Raw genomic sequence first — 13,757 nt, 5'->3', positions numbered from 1 at the left:
GGCGCGACGGAGCGCCGGGGGCCGGTGGCTCGGCAGGTGCCGGGCCACCGGCCCCCGGGTTTCGCCGTACGGCGTGGGTCCGGGCGGACGGGTCAGGAGCGGACGGACAGCCGCTGGTTGATCAGCTCCAGCAGCTCGCGCACGGTGCCGATCTCGCCGAGCTCCTCCTCGGGGAGCTGCACGCCGAACTCCCGCGAGATCCGGCTGGTGGTCTCGATCAGGGCCAGGGAGTCGTAGCCGAGCTCCTCGAAGCGGAGGTCCAGGATCTCGCCGTCCAGGTCGACGGACTCCTCCTCCCCGGCACAGTCGCGCATGATCCGCTTGAGGTCCTCGATGGTGAACGCGCTCACGGTGGTGAATCCTCTCGTCGCAGTTCCAGATCCATGACTTTCGGGTGACGTTCCGTCAGATCGCCCGCACCACGAGCGCGGTGTTGAAGCCGCCGGCCCCGCGCGCCACGACCAGGGCGGTGCGCAGCCGGGCCGGACGGGCCTCGGTGACCAGGTCCAGGCGGTACTCCTCGACCGGCGCCGTGATGTTGACGGAGGGCGGGATCACCCCGTCCCGCAGCGCCAGCAGCGCCAGCGCGACGTCGACCGGCGCACCGCCGGAGCTGAGCCGGCCGAACATGGTCTTCGGTGCGGTCACCGGTACCCCGCGCGGGCCGAACAGCGCGGTGACCGCCTCGGCCTCGGCCCGGTCCGACTCGGGCACCCCGGAGGCGTCGGCGAACACCACGTCGACCTCCTCGGCGGTCAGCCCGGCCGCGTCCAGCGCGCCGCGCATCGCCCCGAGGAGCCGGGAGGGCCGGCCCGACCCCGGGCGCGGGTCGAAGGTGGCGCAGTAGCCGGCGATCTCGCCGTAGAGGTGCGGGGCGCCGCGCTCGCGCGCGGCCGCCGCCGGCTCCATGACCAGGATCGCGCCGCCCTCCCCCAGTACCTGGCCGCTCGCCGCGGTGTCGAAGGGCAGGAACGCCCGCTGCGGATCCGGCTGTTCGCTGAGCAGGCCGGAGGGCAGCTGGGCGACCAGGCCCCAGGGGCAGAGCGAGGCGTCCATCCCGCCGGTGAGCACCAGGCGGATGCCCTTGGAGAGCTGCCGCCGGGCCTGGCCGAGCGCGTCCAGGCCGCCGGCCTGCTCCGCGACGGTGACGCCGCTCGGCCCGCACATCCCGTGCCGGATCGACAGCTGGCCGGTGTTGACGGCGTAGAACCAGGCGAACGACTGGTAGGCGCTGACGTACTGCGGGCCGTTCGCCCAGAGCTGTTCCAACTCCTTCTGGCCGAACTCGAATCCGCCCGAGGAGTTGGCCGTCACCACGCCCATCTCGAAGTCGTCGAACCGCTGCGGGTCGACCCCGGCGTCCGCGAGTGCCCAGTCGGCGGCGGCCAGGGCGAGTTGGGTCATCCGGTCGGTCTGCGGGACGAGTCGGCTCGGCACGTGCGCGGCCACCTCGAACCCCGGGACCTCACCGGCCAGCCGGACCGGGTAGCCGGAGGCGTCGAACCGCGAGATCGGACCGATCCCGCTGGTGCCCGCCAGCGTGCTGCGCCAACACTCCTCGGTGCCCAGGCCGTTGGGGGCGGCGATGCCGATGCCGGTGACGACGGCGGGTGTACTCGCCGACGCGCTCCCGGTGACCGTCCGCGCTCCGCCGGCCTCCGGGCCCGGGTGCCCCCGTCGCTCGCTCATGCCCGCACCGCCCCGGGCCGGGTGAGCACCATGGCGCTCTGGAAGCCGCCGAACCCGCTGCCGACGGTGAGGACGGCGTCCAGTTCGCGCTCCCGGGCGGTCAGCGGCACGTAGTCGAGGTCCAGCTCCGGGTCCGGCTCGGTCAGGTTGGCGGTCGGCGGGACGGTGCCGTGCTCGATGGCCAGCGCGCAGGCGGCGATCTCGATCGAGCCGATCGCGCCCAGCGAGTGCCCGATCATCGACTTGATCGAGCTGACCGGTGTCCGGTAGGCGTGGTCGCCGAGGGCGCGCTTGAACGCGTTGGTCTCGTGCCGGTCGTTCTGCCGGGTGCCGGTGCCGTGGGCGTTGACGTAGTCGATCGCCTCCGGGGCGAGCCGGGCCTCGGCCAGGGCCGCGTCGATCGCCGCGGCCATCTCCCGTCCGTCGGAGCGCAGTCCGGTCATGTGGTAGGCGTTGCTGCGGGCCGCGAAGCCCGAGATCAGCGCGTAGATCTTGGCCCCGCGCCGGCGGGCCCGCTCGGCCTCCTCCAGGACCAGGACGGCCGCGCCCTCGGCGAGCACGAAGCCGTTGCGGGTGCGGTCGAACGGCCGCATCGCGTGCTCGGGGTCGTCGTTGTAGGTCGAGGTCGCCTTGATCGCGTCGAAGCAGGCGACCGTGATGGGCGAGATCGGGGCGTCCGTCCCGCCGGTGATCACCACGTCGGCGCTGCCCTCCCGGATCAGGTCGCAGGCGTAGCCGACCGCGTCCAGGCCCGAGGTGCAGCCCGCCGACACCATGTTGACCGGGCCTTCCGCCCCGGCCGTCCAGGCCACCTCGGCCGCCAGCGAGCTGGGCACGAAGTAGTCCGGCAGGTGCGGCAGCGCGTACGCGTGGTCCACCTCCCAGCGGCGGCCGCTGTCGCTGACCACCGCGTACTCGGCCTCCAGACTCATGGTGCAGCCCACGGCGCTGCCGAGGCAGACCGCGATCCGCTCGGGCCGCTCCTGGCCCAGTTCGAGCCCGCTGTCGGCCACCGCCTCACGGGTGCCGACCACGGCGAGCTGCGCGGCGCGGTCCAGCCGGCGGACCTCCTGGAGGCCGAGGCCCGCCTGCAGCGGGTCGAACACGCACTGGGCGGCGATCCTGGAGCGGTACGGCGACGGGTCGAACCCCGAGATCGTCCGGGTCGCCGTGCGCCCCGAGACGACGAGGTCCCAGAACGCCTTCGTGCCTGGATCTCCCGGCGCCACCACGCCGATTCCGGTAATCGCGACGAGCCGGTCCACCGGCAACCTCCTCATGGCAGTGACCCGCGTCCGGTGCGAACCGCCCCGAGTCCCCGTCGGATCTGTGCTTCCGGACGATGGACGGCCGAGCTCAACCCGCGATCGAGCGGTGGTGGAGGGCCCGCGGCGGCACCCGCTCCGGCCGACGCCCATCCGGCCTCGTCCGTCCCTCGAACGGCCGTCGCCAGCATCGGCCGGAACGCGAACGTTGCCGAGGAGGTGAGCCGTATGACGACGGATCCGACCAGTCGGCCGCACGCCCCGCTGCTCGTGGTGGGCGCGGGACCGGTCGGCCTGGCGGCGGCCCATGAACTGACCCGCCGCGGGCTGCGTGTGCGGATCGTGGACGCCCGCGACGAGCCGCCCACGACCAGCCGCGCCATCGCCACGCACCCGCGCACCCTTGAGGTCTACGACCACATGGGCATCGTGGACGAGATGCTGGCCGCGGGCCGCCGGATCACCGCCTTCACGCTCTACCAGCGGGGCCGGCGGATGGCCCGGCTCGACGCCGACTACTCGGCCACCCCCACCCGCTTCCCGTTCACCCTCGCGGTCGACCAGGCCGACACCGAGCGGGTCCTGCGCGGCGCCCTGGCCCGGCTCGGGGTCGAGGTGGAGTGGGGCACCCGGCTGACCGAACTCGCCCAGGAGGACGGCTTCGTCCGGGCCAGGCTGGAGCTGCCGGGCGGGGCCCGGGAGCACATCGGCACGCCGTGGCTGCTGGGGTGCGACGGCGGCCACAGCCTGGTCCGCAAGACCCTCGGCGTCCCCCTGGAGGGCGAGAGCGCCGAGACCTGGATGCTCGCCGACGCCCGGGTGGAGACCGCACTGCCCGCCGACAGCATCTACTGGGTGCGCACCGGCGGGGTGACGCTGATGGCGGTGCCGCTCACCGAGCCCGGCCGCTGGCGGATGCTGGACACCTCGCCGCGCGACCGCAGCACCGACCCGCACACCGTCGCCGACCGGCTGACCCGGATGCTCTCGGCCGGCACCGGGGTGCCCTTCCGGGTCGGCCCGCCCCGGTGGGTCTCGGTCTTCACCTTCCAGCAGCGCATGGTCCACCGGATGCGGGTCGGACGCTGCCTGCTGGTCGGCGACGCCGCCCACGTGCACAGCCCGGCCTCCGGCCAGGGCATGAACACCGGCATCCAGGAGGCCTACAACCTGGCCTGGAAGCTCGCCATGGTGGTGCACGGCCAGGCCGCGGAGGGCCTGCTGGACAGCTACACCGCGGAGCGGGTGCCGGTGGGCGCCGCACTGCTCGCCACCACCAAGCGGGCCACCCGGATGATCCAGCTGAAGAACCCGGTCGCCGACCGGCTGCTCCCGCTGCTCTTCGGGGTCCTGCGCACCGTCCACCCGCTGCGCGCCCGGGTGCAGCGCGGCTTCCTGGGCGGCATCTCCGGCCTCAACCTGCACTACGGCCTCAGCCCGCTGACCGTGCCGTCCCCCGCCGGCGCCCGCTCCGGGCCGGCGCCCGGCGAGCGGATCACCCAGGTCGACGAGCGGCACTCCGCGACGCCCGGCTGGCAGGCGCTGCTCGCCGAGCTGCGCGACCCCGGCTGGACCCTGCTGGTCTTCTCCGGCCCGGGCGCGGCGCACACCGGCGAACCGGCCGCCGCCCTGGCCGACCGGCACAAGGACTGGCTGTCCGTCCGCACCGTCCGCACCGCGGCGGAGGACGGCGCGGGCCACCCGGCCCCGCTGCCCCACGACCCCCGGCTGACGGCCGCGCTCGGCGGCCGGCCGGGCGGCTGGATCCTCGTCCGGCCGGACGCGTACGTGGCCGCCCGCGGCGAGCGGCTCGACGAGGACGTGCTCGACGAGGCCGCCCGCCGGGCCGGCCTCACCCTGCCCGACTGACCCTGACCGCCCCCGGCCGCCCCCACCCCCGGACCCGCCCCCACCGCCGCCCGTCCCCGCACCCGATGTCGGGAACCGACCACGAGACTGGAGTCGCCCGTGAAACCCGCCGACCCCGCCGGAACCGCCGGACCCGCCGAACCGTACGACGTGATCATCGTCGGCACCGGGCTGTCCGGCACGATGCTGGGCTCGATCCTCGCGCGGCACGGATTCCGCACCCTGCTGCTGGACGGCGCCCAGCACCCGCGCTTCGCCATCGGCGAGTCGACGATCGGCCAGACCCTGGCGCTGCTGCGGCTGATCGCCCAGCGCTACGACGTCCCGGAGATCGGCTACCTGGCGAGCTTCCCGGACACCATCAAGCACGTCAGCAGCTCCCACGGCCAGAAGACCAACTTCGGCTTCCAGATCCACCAGGAGGGCGCGGAGCCGGACCCGGCCCAGAGCAACCAGCTGCGGATCCCCGAGGTCATCGGCTACGCCGCGCACTACTTCCGCCAGGACACCGACGCCTACATGTTCCACACCGCCGTACGCTACGGCTGCGACGCCCGGCAGAACTTCCGGGTCGAGCGCCTGGACCTGCGCAAGGACGGCGTCTCGGTCGCCGGCGCCGACGGCACGGTGTACGAGGGCCGCTACCTCGTGGACGCGAGCGGCTTCCGCTCCCCGCTGGCCCACCAGGAGGACCTGCGCGAGGTGCCGACCCGGCTCAAGCACCAGGCCCGGTCCATCTTCACCCACTTCGTCGGCGTGCAGCCGTACGACGACCACATCGACGTGCCCGCCGGTCAGCGCCCCCCGGAGCGCTGGAACGACGGGACGATGCACCACATCTTCGACCGCGGCTGGATGTGGGTCATCCCCTTCGACAACCACGAGAACGCCACCAACCCGCTGTGCAGCGTGGGCATCCAGATCGACCCGCGCACCTACCCCGAGCGCTCGGACCTCACCCCGGAGGAGGAGTTCTGGCTGCACGTGCGGCGCTTCCCCGCGGTCGAGCGCCACCTGGCCGGCGCCCGCCCGGTGCGCGAGTGGGTGCGCACCGGACGGATGCAGTACTCCTCCAGCCGCACCGTCGGCGACCGCTGGTGCCTGATGTCGCACGCGGCCGGCTTCCTCGACCCGCTGTTCTCCCGCGGCCTGGCCAACACCTGCGAGATCATCAACACCCTGTCCTGGCGGCTCATGGACGCGCTGCGCGAGGACGACTTCGCCCCCGAGCGCTTCGAGTACGTCGAGCGCCTGGAACAGGGCCTGCTCGACTACAACGACAAACTGGTCAACTCCTCGTTCATCGCCTTCGCCGACCACCGGCTGTGGGACTGCGTGTTCCGGCTCTGGGGCAGCGCCAGCATCCTCGGCGGCCGCCGGCTGGCCACCGCGATCGCCCGCACCGTCGCCACCGGCGACGACGCGCACTGCCGCGCCCTCGACGACGACCGCTACCCCGGCCTGTGGTGCCCGACCGACTTCTACCACGAGCTGTTCACCGAACTGGTCGAGGTCTGCGAGCAGGTCGAGGCCGGCGCACTCGGCAGCGAGGAGGCCGCGCAGCGGATGCAGGCGCGGATCCGGGAGTCCGACTGGATGCTCCCCGCGCTCGGCTTCACCGACCCCGCCACCCGCTTCATCGACCCGACCCCGGCGAAGATGCGCGAGGTCGGCGAATGGGCCCGCAACCACCCCGGCAAGGAACTGCGGGAGTACCTCGCGATCGGCCACCGGGAGCTCGACTGACCCCGGCGCCGCGCACCAACGCGACACCCGTACCGGGACGGCACGACGCGCCGTCCGTACCGGGACGGCGCACCGCCCGTCCGTACCGAACCCCTTCAGGAGGAACCATGCTGACCATCGTCAACAAGCTGACCGTCACCGGTGACCGGGCCGAGTTCGAGCGGCTGCTGGGCGAGATCACCGGCTACATGAAGAGCCGTCCCGGCTTCGTGTCGCACACCCTGTACAAGTCGCTGAAGGACGAGAACGTCCTGATCGAGACCGGCACCTGGGAGAGCCGCGAGGCCCACGCGGCGGCCCTCCAGGGCGCCGGGTTCCGCGACCGGGTGGGCCTGCTGATGAAGCACGCCACCGCCGAGTTCGAGCCCTGCCTCGAAATCCCCGCGTTCCCCGCCGGCCAGTAGCCGACGACCGCGCCGCGGCGGCCGGGAGCCCGCGTTCCCGGCCGCCGCTCCGTACGTCCGAGCCGCCCGGACCCGTCCGGGATCCCGCCCGAGTTGAGGAGAGGCAGCACAGATGAACGACACCGAGGCCTCCGGCTTCACCGCCGTGATGCGACTTCGCGAACTGGCCATGAGCGGCGCGTACGCGGCGACCGTCCGGGCGGCGGCCCGGCTGCGCGTCGCGGACGGCATCGGCGAGCACCCGACCACCGCGGAGGAGCTCGCGGCCGCGGTCGGCGCCGAACCCGGGACGCTGCTGCGGCTGCTGCGGGCGCTGGTCGCCCACGGCGTCCTCACCGAGGGCCCGGACGGCTTCGCCCACACCGAGGCGTCCCGGCTGCTGCGCGAGGACGCCCCGCGCAGCCTGCGCAACATGGTCCTGTGGGCCACCGAACCGTGGACCTGGGCGGTGTGGGGCCTGCTCGACGAGTCGGTGCGCACCGGCAAGGGCGTCTTCCAGGACGTGTTCGGCAAGGAGTTCTTCACCTACCTCCACGAGGACGCCCCCGCCTCCGCCGAGATCTTCGACCGCGCCATGACGGAGTCCAGCCGGCTGTCCGCCAGGACGGTGGCGGACGTCCTCGACCTCGGCGGGGCCGCCACGTTCGCGGACATCGCGGGCGGTCAGGGCCTGGTCCTGGCCACGCTGCTGGAGCGCCACCCGCAGCTGCGGGGCACCCTGCTCGACCTGCCCGACGTGGTCGCCGGCGCGGACGGGCGGCTGCGCCCCGGCGGCGCCCTCGCGGACCGGGCGACGCTGCTGCCGGGCGACTGCCGCGACAGCATCCCGGTGAAGGCCGACTTCTACCTCCTGAAGAACATCCTGGAGTGGGACGACGAGAGCACCGTGACGACCCTGCGCAACGTCCGGGCCGCGGCGCCGGCCGGCGCCCGGGTCGTGGTGATCGAGAACCTGGTGGACGGCAGCCCGGAGATGCGGTTCACCACCGCGATGGACCTGCTGCTCCTGCTCAACGTGGGCGGCAAGAAGCACACCCGGGCCGGCCTGTCCGCGCTGATCGCCGAGGCCGGGCTGGAGCTCGGCGGGGTGCGGCAGATCGGCCCGTACCTGCACTGCTTCGAGAGCACCGTGCCGGCGTCCTGAGTCACCGACGGAGCGAGGGCCCGAGCCGTGGACAACGGCTCGGGCCCTCGTTCTTGACGGTCAATCAGCCGCGGTCGACCGTGGCCAGCAGGCCCGGCGGGTAGCGCTCGCCGGCCGGGCCGTGCGGGGGCAGCAGGCCGTCCAGGGCCTTGGTCACGGCCTTGTCCAGCCGCAGCTCCGCGGCCCCGAGGTCGGCTTCCAGGTGGGCGCGGTCCAGGGTGCCGGGGATCGGCAGCACGCCGTCACGCGAGAGCAGCCAGGCGAGGGCGAGTTCGGCCGGGCCGGTGCCGGCCTGCCGGGCCAGTGCGGTGAGCGCGTCGGCCAGCGCCAGGTTGGGGCCCAGGTTCCCGGGGGCGAACCGCGGGTCGCGGTGGCGGAAGTCGCCGGGGGGCAGAGTCCGCGGGTCGACCCGCCGGCCGGCCAGCAGGCCCGAGCCGAGCGGCCGGTAGGCGACCAGGGTGACGCCGAGCTCCCGGCAGGCGGGCAGGATCTCCGCCTCCACGTGCCGCTCCCAGAGCGAGTACTCGGTCTGCAGCACGCTGACCGGGTGGACGGCGTGCGCCCGGCGCAGCGTGGCGGGCGCGGCCTCGCACAGGCCCACCCGGCCGACCTTGCCGGCCGCGACCAGCTCCGCCAGCGCGCCCATGGACTCCTCCACCGGCACCTGCGGGTCGATCCGGGCGAGGTGGTAGAGGTCGATCCGGTCGGTGCCCAGGCGGCGCAGCGAGGCCTCGCAGGCCCGGCGCAGGTGTTCGGGGCTGCCGTCGAGGCCGGGCGGGCCGCCGTCGCGGTGGAGGATGCCGGTCTTGGTGGCGAGGACGATGCCGCTGCCACGGCCGGCGGCGCCCCGGCGGCCGAGGGCGCGGCCGAGGACCTCCTCGCCGGCCCCGCGGCCGTAGTAGTCGGCGGTGTCGAAGAGGGTCACGCCGAGGTCGAGGGCGTGCCGGACGATCGCGGCGGGGTCGTCCGCCGGGCCGTAGGCGCCGGCCAGCGGGAGCCCGCCGAGGCCGAGCACCGAGACGGCCGGCCCGGACCGGCCCAGGGAGGTGGTCCGCACGGTTCAGTCCTCCAGCAGCGCGACGGCGCGGGACCAGCCGGCGCCGGCCCGCGCCAGCTTGACCGGGAAGCAGGAGACGGTGAAGCCGTACGGACGGGGCAGCGTGTCGAGGTTGGCGAGCCGTTCGATCTGGCAGTACTCGCGGTCGCGGCCGGCGAAGTGGGCCGGCCAGAGCACCGAGCGGTCGCCGGTCTCCCGGTAGGTGTTCAGGATGTACGGGAACGGCGCGTCCAGGCTGAAGGCGTCGGTGCCGATCACCCGGACGCCGAGGTCCAGCAGGAAGTGCACGGCGGGGCCGTCGAGGCCGGCGAAGTCGGAGAAGTAGGCGGGGGTGCCGAGGTGGCGGTCGGCGCCGGTGTTGAGCAGGGCGATGTCCATCGGGGCCGGGGTGTAGCCGATCCGGTCGAGCTCCTCGGCGAGCAGGTCGGCGCCGACGGCCCCGGTCCCGGCCTTGGTGAGGTCGAGGACGAAGGCGGGCCGGTGGAACCAGTCGAGCGGGAGCCGGTCGATCGTGCGGGGGCCGCCGTCCCGGTAGGAGGCGCGGGTGCCGTAGTGGGCGGGCGCGTCGATGTGGGTGCCGGTGTGGACGGTGAGGGTGAAGGTGTCGTTGTTGAGGAACTCGCCGTCCGGGAGGTCGTCCACGTCGAAGTCGACGCCGAAGTGCTCCCGCATCGATTCGGCCATGTGCAGGGCGCCCTCGCGCGGCGACATGGTGACGTGGGTGACCGGGTCCGGCTCCCAGAACGTCGCGTCCACCGGTGAGGAGAGGTCGATCAGCTGCATCACTGCTCCTGGGTCTGGGAGTTGTGGACGGCGGCGGCGGGTGCCACGTCGATGGCGCGGTTGCCGAAGGCCAGTTCGGCCAGCACCGCGCGGTAGAGCGGCGAGCGGGAGAGCAGCGGCGCGAGGAGGGGCCGCAGCGCTCCGGCCGCCCGGCCGGAGGAGAGCATGCCGCGGCTCTGCAGGCGCTGGATGCGCATGATCCGCGCGATGTCGCGGTGCCGGGCGGCGGCGTACCCGCGGACCGGGCCGCTCTCCCCGCCGGCCGCCAGGGAGGCGAGCAGCGCAGGGTGGAGGGCCACCGCGTCCTGGACCGCGAGGTTGATCCCCTGGGCGCCGATCGGGCTGTGGGTGTGGGCGGCGTCGCCGATCAGCACCAGCCCCTCCCGCACCCACTCCCGGGCGACGCCCGAGAAGACGTCCAGCAGCGTCAGGTCGCCGAGTGCGGTGATCCGTTCGCGGACCTGGTCGGCGTACATCGGCATCGCGGCGCAGATCAACTCCCGGACGGCTTCGGCGCCCTGTGCCGCGAGCGGGCGGTAGCCGCCGTGCGGGAGGGTCCAGCCGACCTGGATCGCGTCCGGCACGGCGGTGTACGCGAGGACGGGGTTCCCGCCGGCCCGGAAGATCCGCACTTCGTTCAACGGCCGTGCGTCGGCGGGCAGTTTGAACCAGAGGACGTCCTGGTCGAAGACGTCCAGCCGGCCGGCGTCGATCCCGGCCAGTCGGCGCACCTTGGAGTAGCGGCCGTCGGCGCCGACCGTCCAGCGGGCCCGGACCGTCTGTTCGCCGCCGCGGCCGGAGGCGACCACGCCGCGGACCCGGCCGTCCTCGGTGTGCAGGGCGCCGACCTTGGCGCCCTCCAGGTAGCGGAATCCGGACAACTCCCGGCAGCGGTCGAGCAGTTCCTCCAGCACGTGCCGCTGGGGGATGCTCAGCAGGCAGTTGAACGGGCCGGGCAGCCGCCGGTAGTCGCCGTCGATCAGTGTCCGGCCGCGTTCCGTCAGCACGAACCGGTCGTGCTCGTGGCTGCCGCGCGCTCGCGCGCCGGCCAGCACGCCCAGCCGGTCGAGCAGGGTCATCCCGCCGGGCTGGAGGATCTCGCCGCGGAACTGCCGCTCGAACGAGCGCGAGCGTTCGACCAGGACGACGTCCACGCCGGAGCGGGCGAGCAGCAGGGCGAGGGTGAGGCCGGCCGGGCCCGCGCCGACGACGCAGACCTCGGCCTCCAGGTCGGTCACCGGCCCGGCCCGGTGCTCGCCCCGCGCTCGACCAGCGCCCGGGCGTGCTCCAGCGTGGTGCGGCTGTTGGCCCCGAGGGCGGCGCGCACCGCGGTGCGGGCCTGGTCCAGGGTGGCGTCGGGGCCGAGCAGGGCGGGCACCGCCTCGGCCCGCAGGACCACGGTGTGGTGGGAGGTCGCGGCGATGCCCTCGGCGGTCTCCTCGAAGGTCCACGCGCCGGTGTGCGCCGCCATGATCGGGGGCAGGACGGTCTGCTTGTAGACGATCCGGTCCGGCAGGCAGACCCGGACCGACTCGGTGGTGTGCGTCGTCCCGTCCGGCGCGCGGGTGTCCATCACCATCCGCTGGATGCCGTCCTCCGGTTCGGTCAGTTCCAGCCGGGCCACGTGCGGCAGCCGCTCGGGCCAGAGGTCGCAGCGGCGGATGAACTCGTAGGCCTCCGCGCGCGGGCCCCGGACGAGCACGGTGTCGGAGAAGGAGAGCAGCAGTTCGTCGAGTCCGGGGTCGCGCTCGGCGATCTCCCGGAGGCAGTCCAGCTCCGAGCGGGAGTTGCGGTCCACGGCCCGGTCGATCCAGTCGAGGTCCGACGCGCCGTCCCCGACGGCGGCGAAGGTGTGGCCGAGCACCACCTCGGTCCGGCCGTCGGCCGCGGGGTTCATCGCCCAGCTGCCGGTCATCGACGCCACCGGCGCCTGCGAGACCTCCTGGCGGAACTCCACCCGCCGGGCGGCCGGGTCGAGTTCGCGCAGCGAGGTCCAGGTCCGCACCTCGCCGTTGGCGAAGGCCCAGATCCGGATCCGCTCCCGGCGGTCGTCGCCGTCCACCCGCTCGGCGTGGACGGTGGGCGTGAACAGGTGCGGCCAGCCGCCGACGTCGGCGACGAGCCGGTAGAGCGTCTCGGCGGGCGCGGAGACGAGGATGCGGTGGTCGGTGTGGCGGATGTCCTGCGCGGGCACGGTGGCCCTCCTTCCGTGGGGTCCGACGGGGTCCCGGGCGGCCCGGCGGCCCGGGTGGCCTGGGCGCCGGGTGCCGGGTGCCGGGTGCCGGGATCAGTAGTTGCCGAGCCCGCCGCAGACGTTGATCGCCTGGGCGGTGACCGGGTCGGCGGCCTCGGTGGTGAGGTAGCCGACCATCGCGGCGACCTCCTGCGGCGTGCTGTAGCGGCCGAGCGGGATCTTCGCCTCGAACCTCTCCAGCACCTCGGCCTCGGTCACGCCCCAGTGGGCGGCGTAGCCCTGCCGGACCCGGTCGGCCATCGGCGTCTCCACGTAACCGGGACACACCGCGTTCACGGTGATCCCGGTTTTGGCCAGTTCCAGCCCCAAAGCTTTGGTAAATCCGACGACACCGTGCTTGGAAGCGGAATAGGGAGCTCCTAGCACCACACCCTGTTTTCCGCCGGTCGACGCGATATTGATGATTCGCCCCCAGCTCCCGTCCCGCATGCCGCCGCGGGCGAGCACCTCGCGGGTCATTCGGAATACGCCGTTGAGATTCACCTCGATCACGTCGCACCAGGTCTCGTCCGGAATCTCGGCCGTAATCCCGCCACCGCCCCGGCCGGCGTTGTTCACGAGGATCCCGATCGGCCCGAAGCGCTCCACCGCCGCGGCGACGGCGACGGCGATCTGCTCGGTGGAGCGGACGTCGCAGCCGACGCCGTCCACCTCCATCCCCTGTTCCCGGAGCCGCTCGACCGTGGCCGCCACGTCGTCCCCGGTGCGCGCGCAGACGAACACCCGGTCGCCGCGCCGCCCCAGCTCCTCGGCCACCGCGAGCCCGATCCCGCTCGTGCCGCCGGTGACCAGCGCGACCCGCTCCTTCTGTTCCGCCATGTCTCCGCCTTCCCGCCGGTGTCCCCGCCGCCGGTCGCGCGCGGGGCTGTGCGTCGTCACACTCCGGCGGACACTGCCGGGACCGGTTCAAGACACCCTCAAGGCGGGGCGGAACGGCGGGCCGATGGCCGCCGGGCTGGACCGCAGCTCCAAGAGATCTCCAGGCCGCCCTGCGAGGGTCGGTCAGCGTTCGCCCCCCTCACCCGCAGGCACCGCCCGCCGTCCCGAGAGGAAGCCCGATGACAGCCCACGAGGTCGCCCCGCTCGCCGACACCGACACCTACCTGCGCGTCCAGCACTTCTACGCCCGCCAGATGCGGCTGCTCGACACCGGCGCCACCGACGCGTGGGCGGCCACCTTCGCCGAGGACGGGGTGTTCGCCGCCAACGGCCTGCCCGCGCCGGTGCGCGGCCGCGGCAACATCGCGGCCGCGGCGAAGGAGGCCTCCCGGCGGCTCGCCGAGGCGGGCGTGGTGCACCGCCACTGGGTGGGCATGCTGACCACCGAGCCGGCGGAGTCGGGCCGGCTCCGGGCGACCTGCTACGCGCTGGTCCTGGAGGTGCCGCGCGGCGGCGAGGCGACGGTGCACCGCTCGACGGTCTGCGTGGACCTGCTGGAGCCGGTCGGTGGCTCCTGGGTCGTGACGGACCGCAGGGTCACCCGGGACGACCTCGCTTGAACGGCCGGCCGGTCGGTTTTTCCCTGAGTATTCGCTGAGCAGGCGGA

The 13,757-nt window shown here is 73.9% G+C and carries 13 protein-coding genes; 5 read left to right on the top strand and 8 right to left on the bottom strand.

Annotation, left to right across the window (positions count from 1 at the left end):
* Nucleotides 1-92 precede the first annotated feature (92 nt).
* The 3 genes from ACIGG8_RS35085 to ACIGG8_RS35075 all read right to left on the bottom strand — a co-directional run bounded on the left by ACIGG8_RS35085 (nucleotide 93) and on the right by ACIGG8_RS35075 (nucleotide 2,969).
* A complete protein-coding gene (locus tag ACIGG8_RS35085; protein ID WP_396552715.1) occupies nucleotides 93-314 on the bottom strand; it encodes an acyl carrier protein in 222 nt (73 codons plus the stop codon).
* Between the two features lie 91 nt (nucleotides 315-405).
* Nucleotides 406-1,689 (bottom strand): ketosynthase chain-length factor, encoded by a 1,284-nt coding sequence (locus tag ACIGG8_RS35080; protein WP_396552673.1) that lies wholly within the window; start codon nucleotides 1,687-1,689, stop codon nucleotides 406-408.
* On the bottom strand, nucleotides 1,686-2,969 hold the full coding sequence (locus tag ACIGG8_RS35075) for a beta-ketoacyl-[acyl-carrier-protein] synthase family protein (RefSeq protein ID WP_350521950.1): 1,284 nt from the start codon (nucleotides 2,967-2,969) through the stop codon (nucleotides 1,686-1,688). Before ACIGG8_RS35075 ends, ACIGG8_RS35080 begins: the two co-directional genes overlap by 4 nt.
* Before the next feature lie 213 nt (nucleotides 2,970-3,182).
* Between ACIGG8_RS35075 and ACIGG8_RS35070 the strand changes: the two genes are divergently transcribed.
* The 4 genes from ACIGG8_RS35070 (at nucleotide 3,183) to ACIGG8_RS35055 (ending at nucleotide 8,117) form a co-directional block, all read left to right on the top strand.
* A complete protein-coding gene (locus ACIGG8_RS35070; protein WP_350521951.1) occupies nucleotides 3,183-4,823 on the top strand; it encodes an FAD-dependent oxidoreductase in 1,641 nt (546 codons plus the stop codon).
* A gap of 99 nt (nucleotides 4,824-4,922) precedes the next feature.
* Entirely contained in the window at nucleotides 4,923-6,569 is a 1,647-nt protein-coding gene (locus ACIGG8_RS35065; RefSeq protein WP_396552672.1) for a tryptophan 7-halogenase, read from the top strand.
* Between the two features lie 107 nt (nucleotides 6,570-6,676).
* Nucleotides 6,677-6,973: an antibiotic biosynthesis monooxygenase family protein gene (locus ACIGG8_RS35060; RefSeq protein ID WP_350521953.1), complete on the top strand. Its 297-nt coding sequence runs from the start codon at nucleotides 6,677-6,679 to the stop codon at nucleotides 6,971-6,973.
* Between the two features lie 112 nt (nucleotides 6,974-7,085).
* Complete coding sequence (locus tag ACIGG8_RS35055; protein ID WP_396552671.1) at nucleotides 7,086-8,117, top strand: methyltransferase; 1,032 nt, start codon at nucleotides 7,086-7,088, stop codon at nucleotides 8,115-8,117.
* Nucleotides 8,118-8,181: 64 nt separating this feature from the next.
* Here ACIGG8_RS35055 and ACIGG8_RS35050 read toward each other — a convergent pair whose 3' ends face one another.
* The 5 genes from ACIGG8_RS35050 to ACIGG8_RS35030 form a co-directional block, all read right to left on the bottom strand.
* Nucleotides 8,182-9,174, bottom strand: a complete 993-nt coding sequence (locus ACIGG8_RS35050) for an aldo/keto reductase (RefSeq protein WP_396552670.1) — start codon at nucleotides 9,172-9,174, stop codon at nucleotides 8,182-8,184.
* Between the two features lie 3 nt (nucleotides 9,175-9,177).
* Complete coding sequence (locus ACIGG8_RS35045) at nucleotides 9,178-9,957, bottom strand: cyclase family protein (protein WP_350521956.1); 780 nt, start codon at nucleotides 9,955-9,957, stop codon at nucleotides 9,178-9,180.
* On the bottom strand, nucleotides 9,957-11,195 hold the full coding sequence (locus ACIGG8_RS35040; protein WP_396552669.1) for an FAD-dependent monooxygenase: 1,239 nt from the start codon (nucleotides 11,193-11,195) through the stop codon (nucleotides 9,957-9,959). The genes ACIGG8_RS35045 and ACIGG8_RS35040 overlap by 1 nt, the downstream gene beginning before the upstream one ends.
* Nucleotides 11,192-12,151 (bottom strand): aromatase/cyclase, encoded by a 960-nt coding sequence (locus ACIGG8_RS35035; protein ID WP_396552668.1) that lies wholly within the window; start codon nucleotides 12,149-12,151, stop codon nucleotides 11,192-11,194. Before ACIGG8_RS35035 ends, ACIGG8_RS35040 begins: the two co-directional genes overlap by 4 nt.
* Nucleotides 12,152-12,244: 93 nt before the next feature.
* Nucleotides 12,245-13,030 (bottom strand): SDR family NAD(P)-dependent oxidoreductase, encoded by a 786-nt coding sequence (locus tag ACIGG8_RS35030; protein ID WP_350521959.1) that lies wholly within the window; start codon nucleotides 13,028-13,030, stop codon nucleotides 12,245-12,247.
* Between the two features lie 239 nt (nucleotides 13,031-13,269).
* Between ACIGG8_RS35030 and ACIGG8_RS35025 the strand changes: the two genes are divergently transcribed.
* Nucleotides 13,270-13,710 carry a nuclear transport factor 2 family protein gene (locus ACIGG8_RS35025; protein ID WP_396552667.1) on the top strand — a complete coding sequence of 147 codons (441 nt, stop codon included), beginning with the start codon at nucleotides 13,270-13,272 and terminating at the stop codon, nucleotides 13,708-13,710.
* Nucleotides 13,711-13,757: the final 47 nt, after the last annotated feature.

It is taken from the genome of Kitasatospora sp. NPDC085464 (assembly GCF_044541955.1).
In the GTDB taxonomy this organism is placed as follows: domain Bacteria; phylum Actinomycetota; class Actinomycetes; order Streptomycetales; family Streptomycetaceae; genus Kitasatospora.
This window is presented reverse-complemented; position numbering and strand designations above follow the sequence as displayed.

What these genes read in the sequence shown, in the direction of transcription:
- ACIGG8_RS35085 (WP_396552715.1), bottom strand. Translation starts at nt 314, where the DNA reads ATGCGCGACTGTGCCGGGGAGGAGGAGTCCGTCGACCTGGACGGCGAG.
- ACIGG8_RS35080 (WP_396552673.1), bottom strand. Translation starts at nt 1,689, where the DNA reads ATGAGCGAGCGACGGGGGCACCCGGGCCCGGAGGCCGGCGGAGCGCGG.
- ACIGG8_RS35075 (WP_350521950.1), bottom strand. Translation starts at nt 2,969, where the DNA reads ATGAGGAGGTTGCCGGTGGACCGGCTCGTCGCGATTACCGGAATCGGC.
- ACIGG8_RS35070 (WP_350521951.1), top strand. Translation starts at nt 3,183, where the DNA reads ATGACGACGGATCCGACCAGTCGGCCGCACGCCCCGCTGCTCGTGGTG.
- ACIGG8_RS35060 (WP_350521953.1), top strand. Translation starts at nt 6,677, where the DNA reads ATGCTGACCATCGTCAACAAGCTGACCGTCACCGGTGACCGGGCCGAG.
- ACIGG8_RS35055 (WP_396552671.1), top strand. Translation starts at nt 7,086, where the DNA reads ATGAACGACACCGAGGCCTCCGGCTTCACCGCCGTGATGCGACTTCGC.
- ACIGG8_RS35045 (WP_350521956.1), bottom strand. Translation starts at nt 9,957, where the DNA reads ATGCAGCTGATCGACCTCTCCTCACCGGTGGACGCGACGTTCTGGGAG.
- ACIGG8_RS35030 (WP_350521959.1), bottom strand. Translation starts at nt 13,030, where the DNA reads ATGGCGGAACAGAAGGAGCGGGTCGCGCTGGTCACCGGCGGCACGAGC.
- ACIGG8_RS35025 (WP_396552667.1), top strand. Translation starts at nt 13,270, where the DNA reads ATGACAGCCCACGAGGTCGCCCCGCTCGCCGACACCGACACCTACCTG.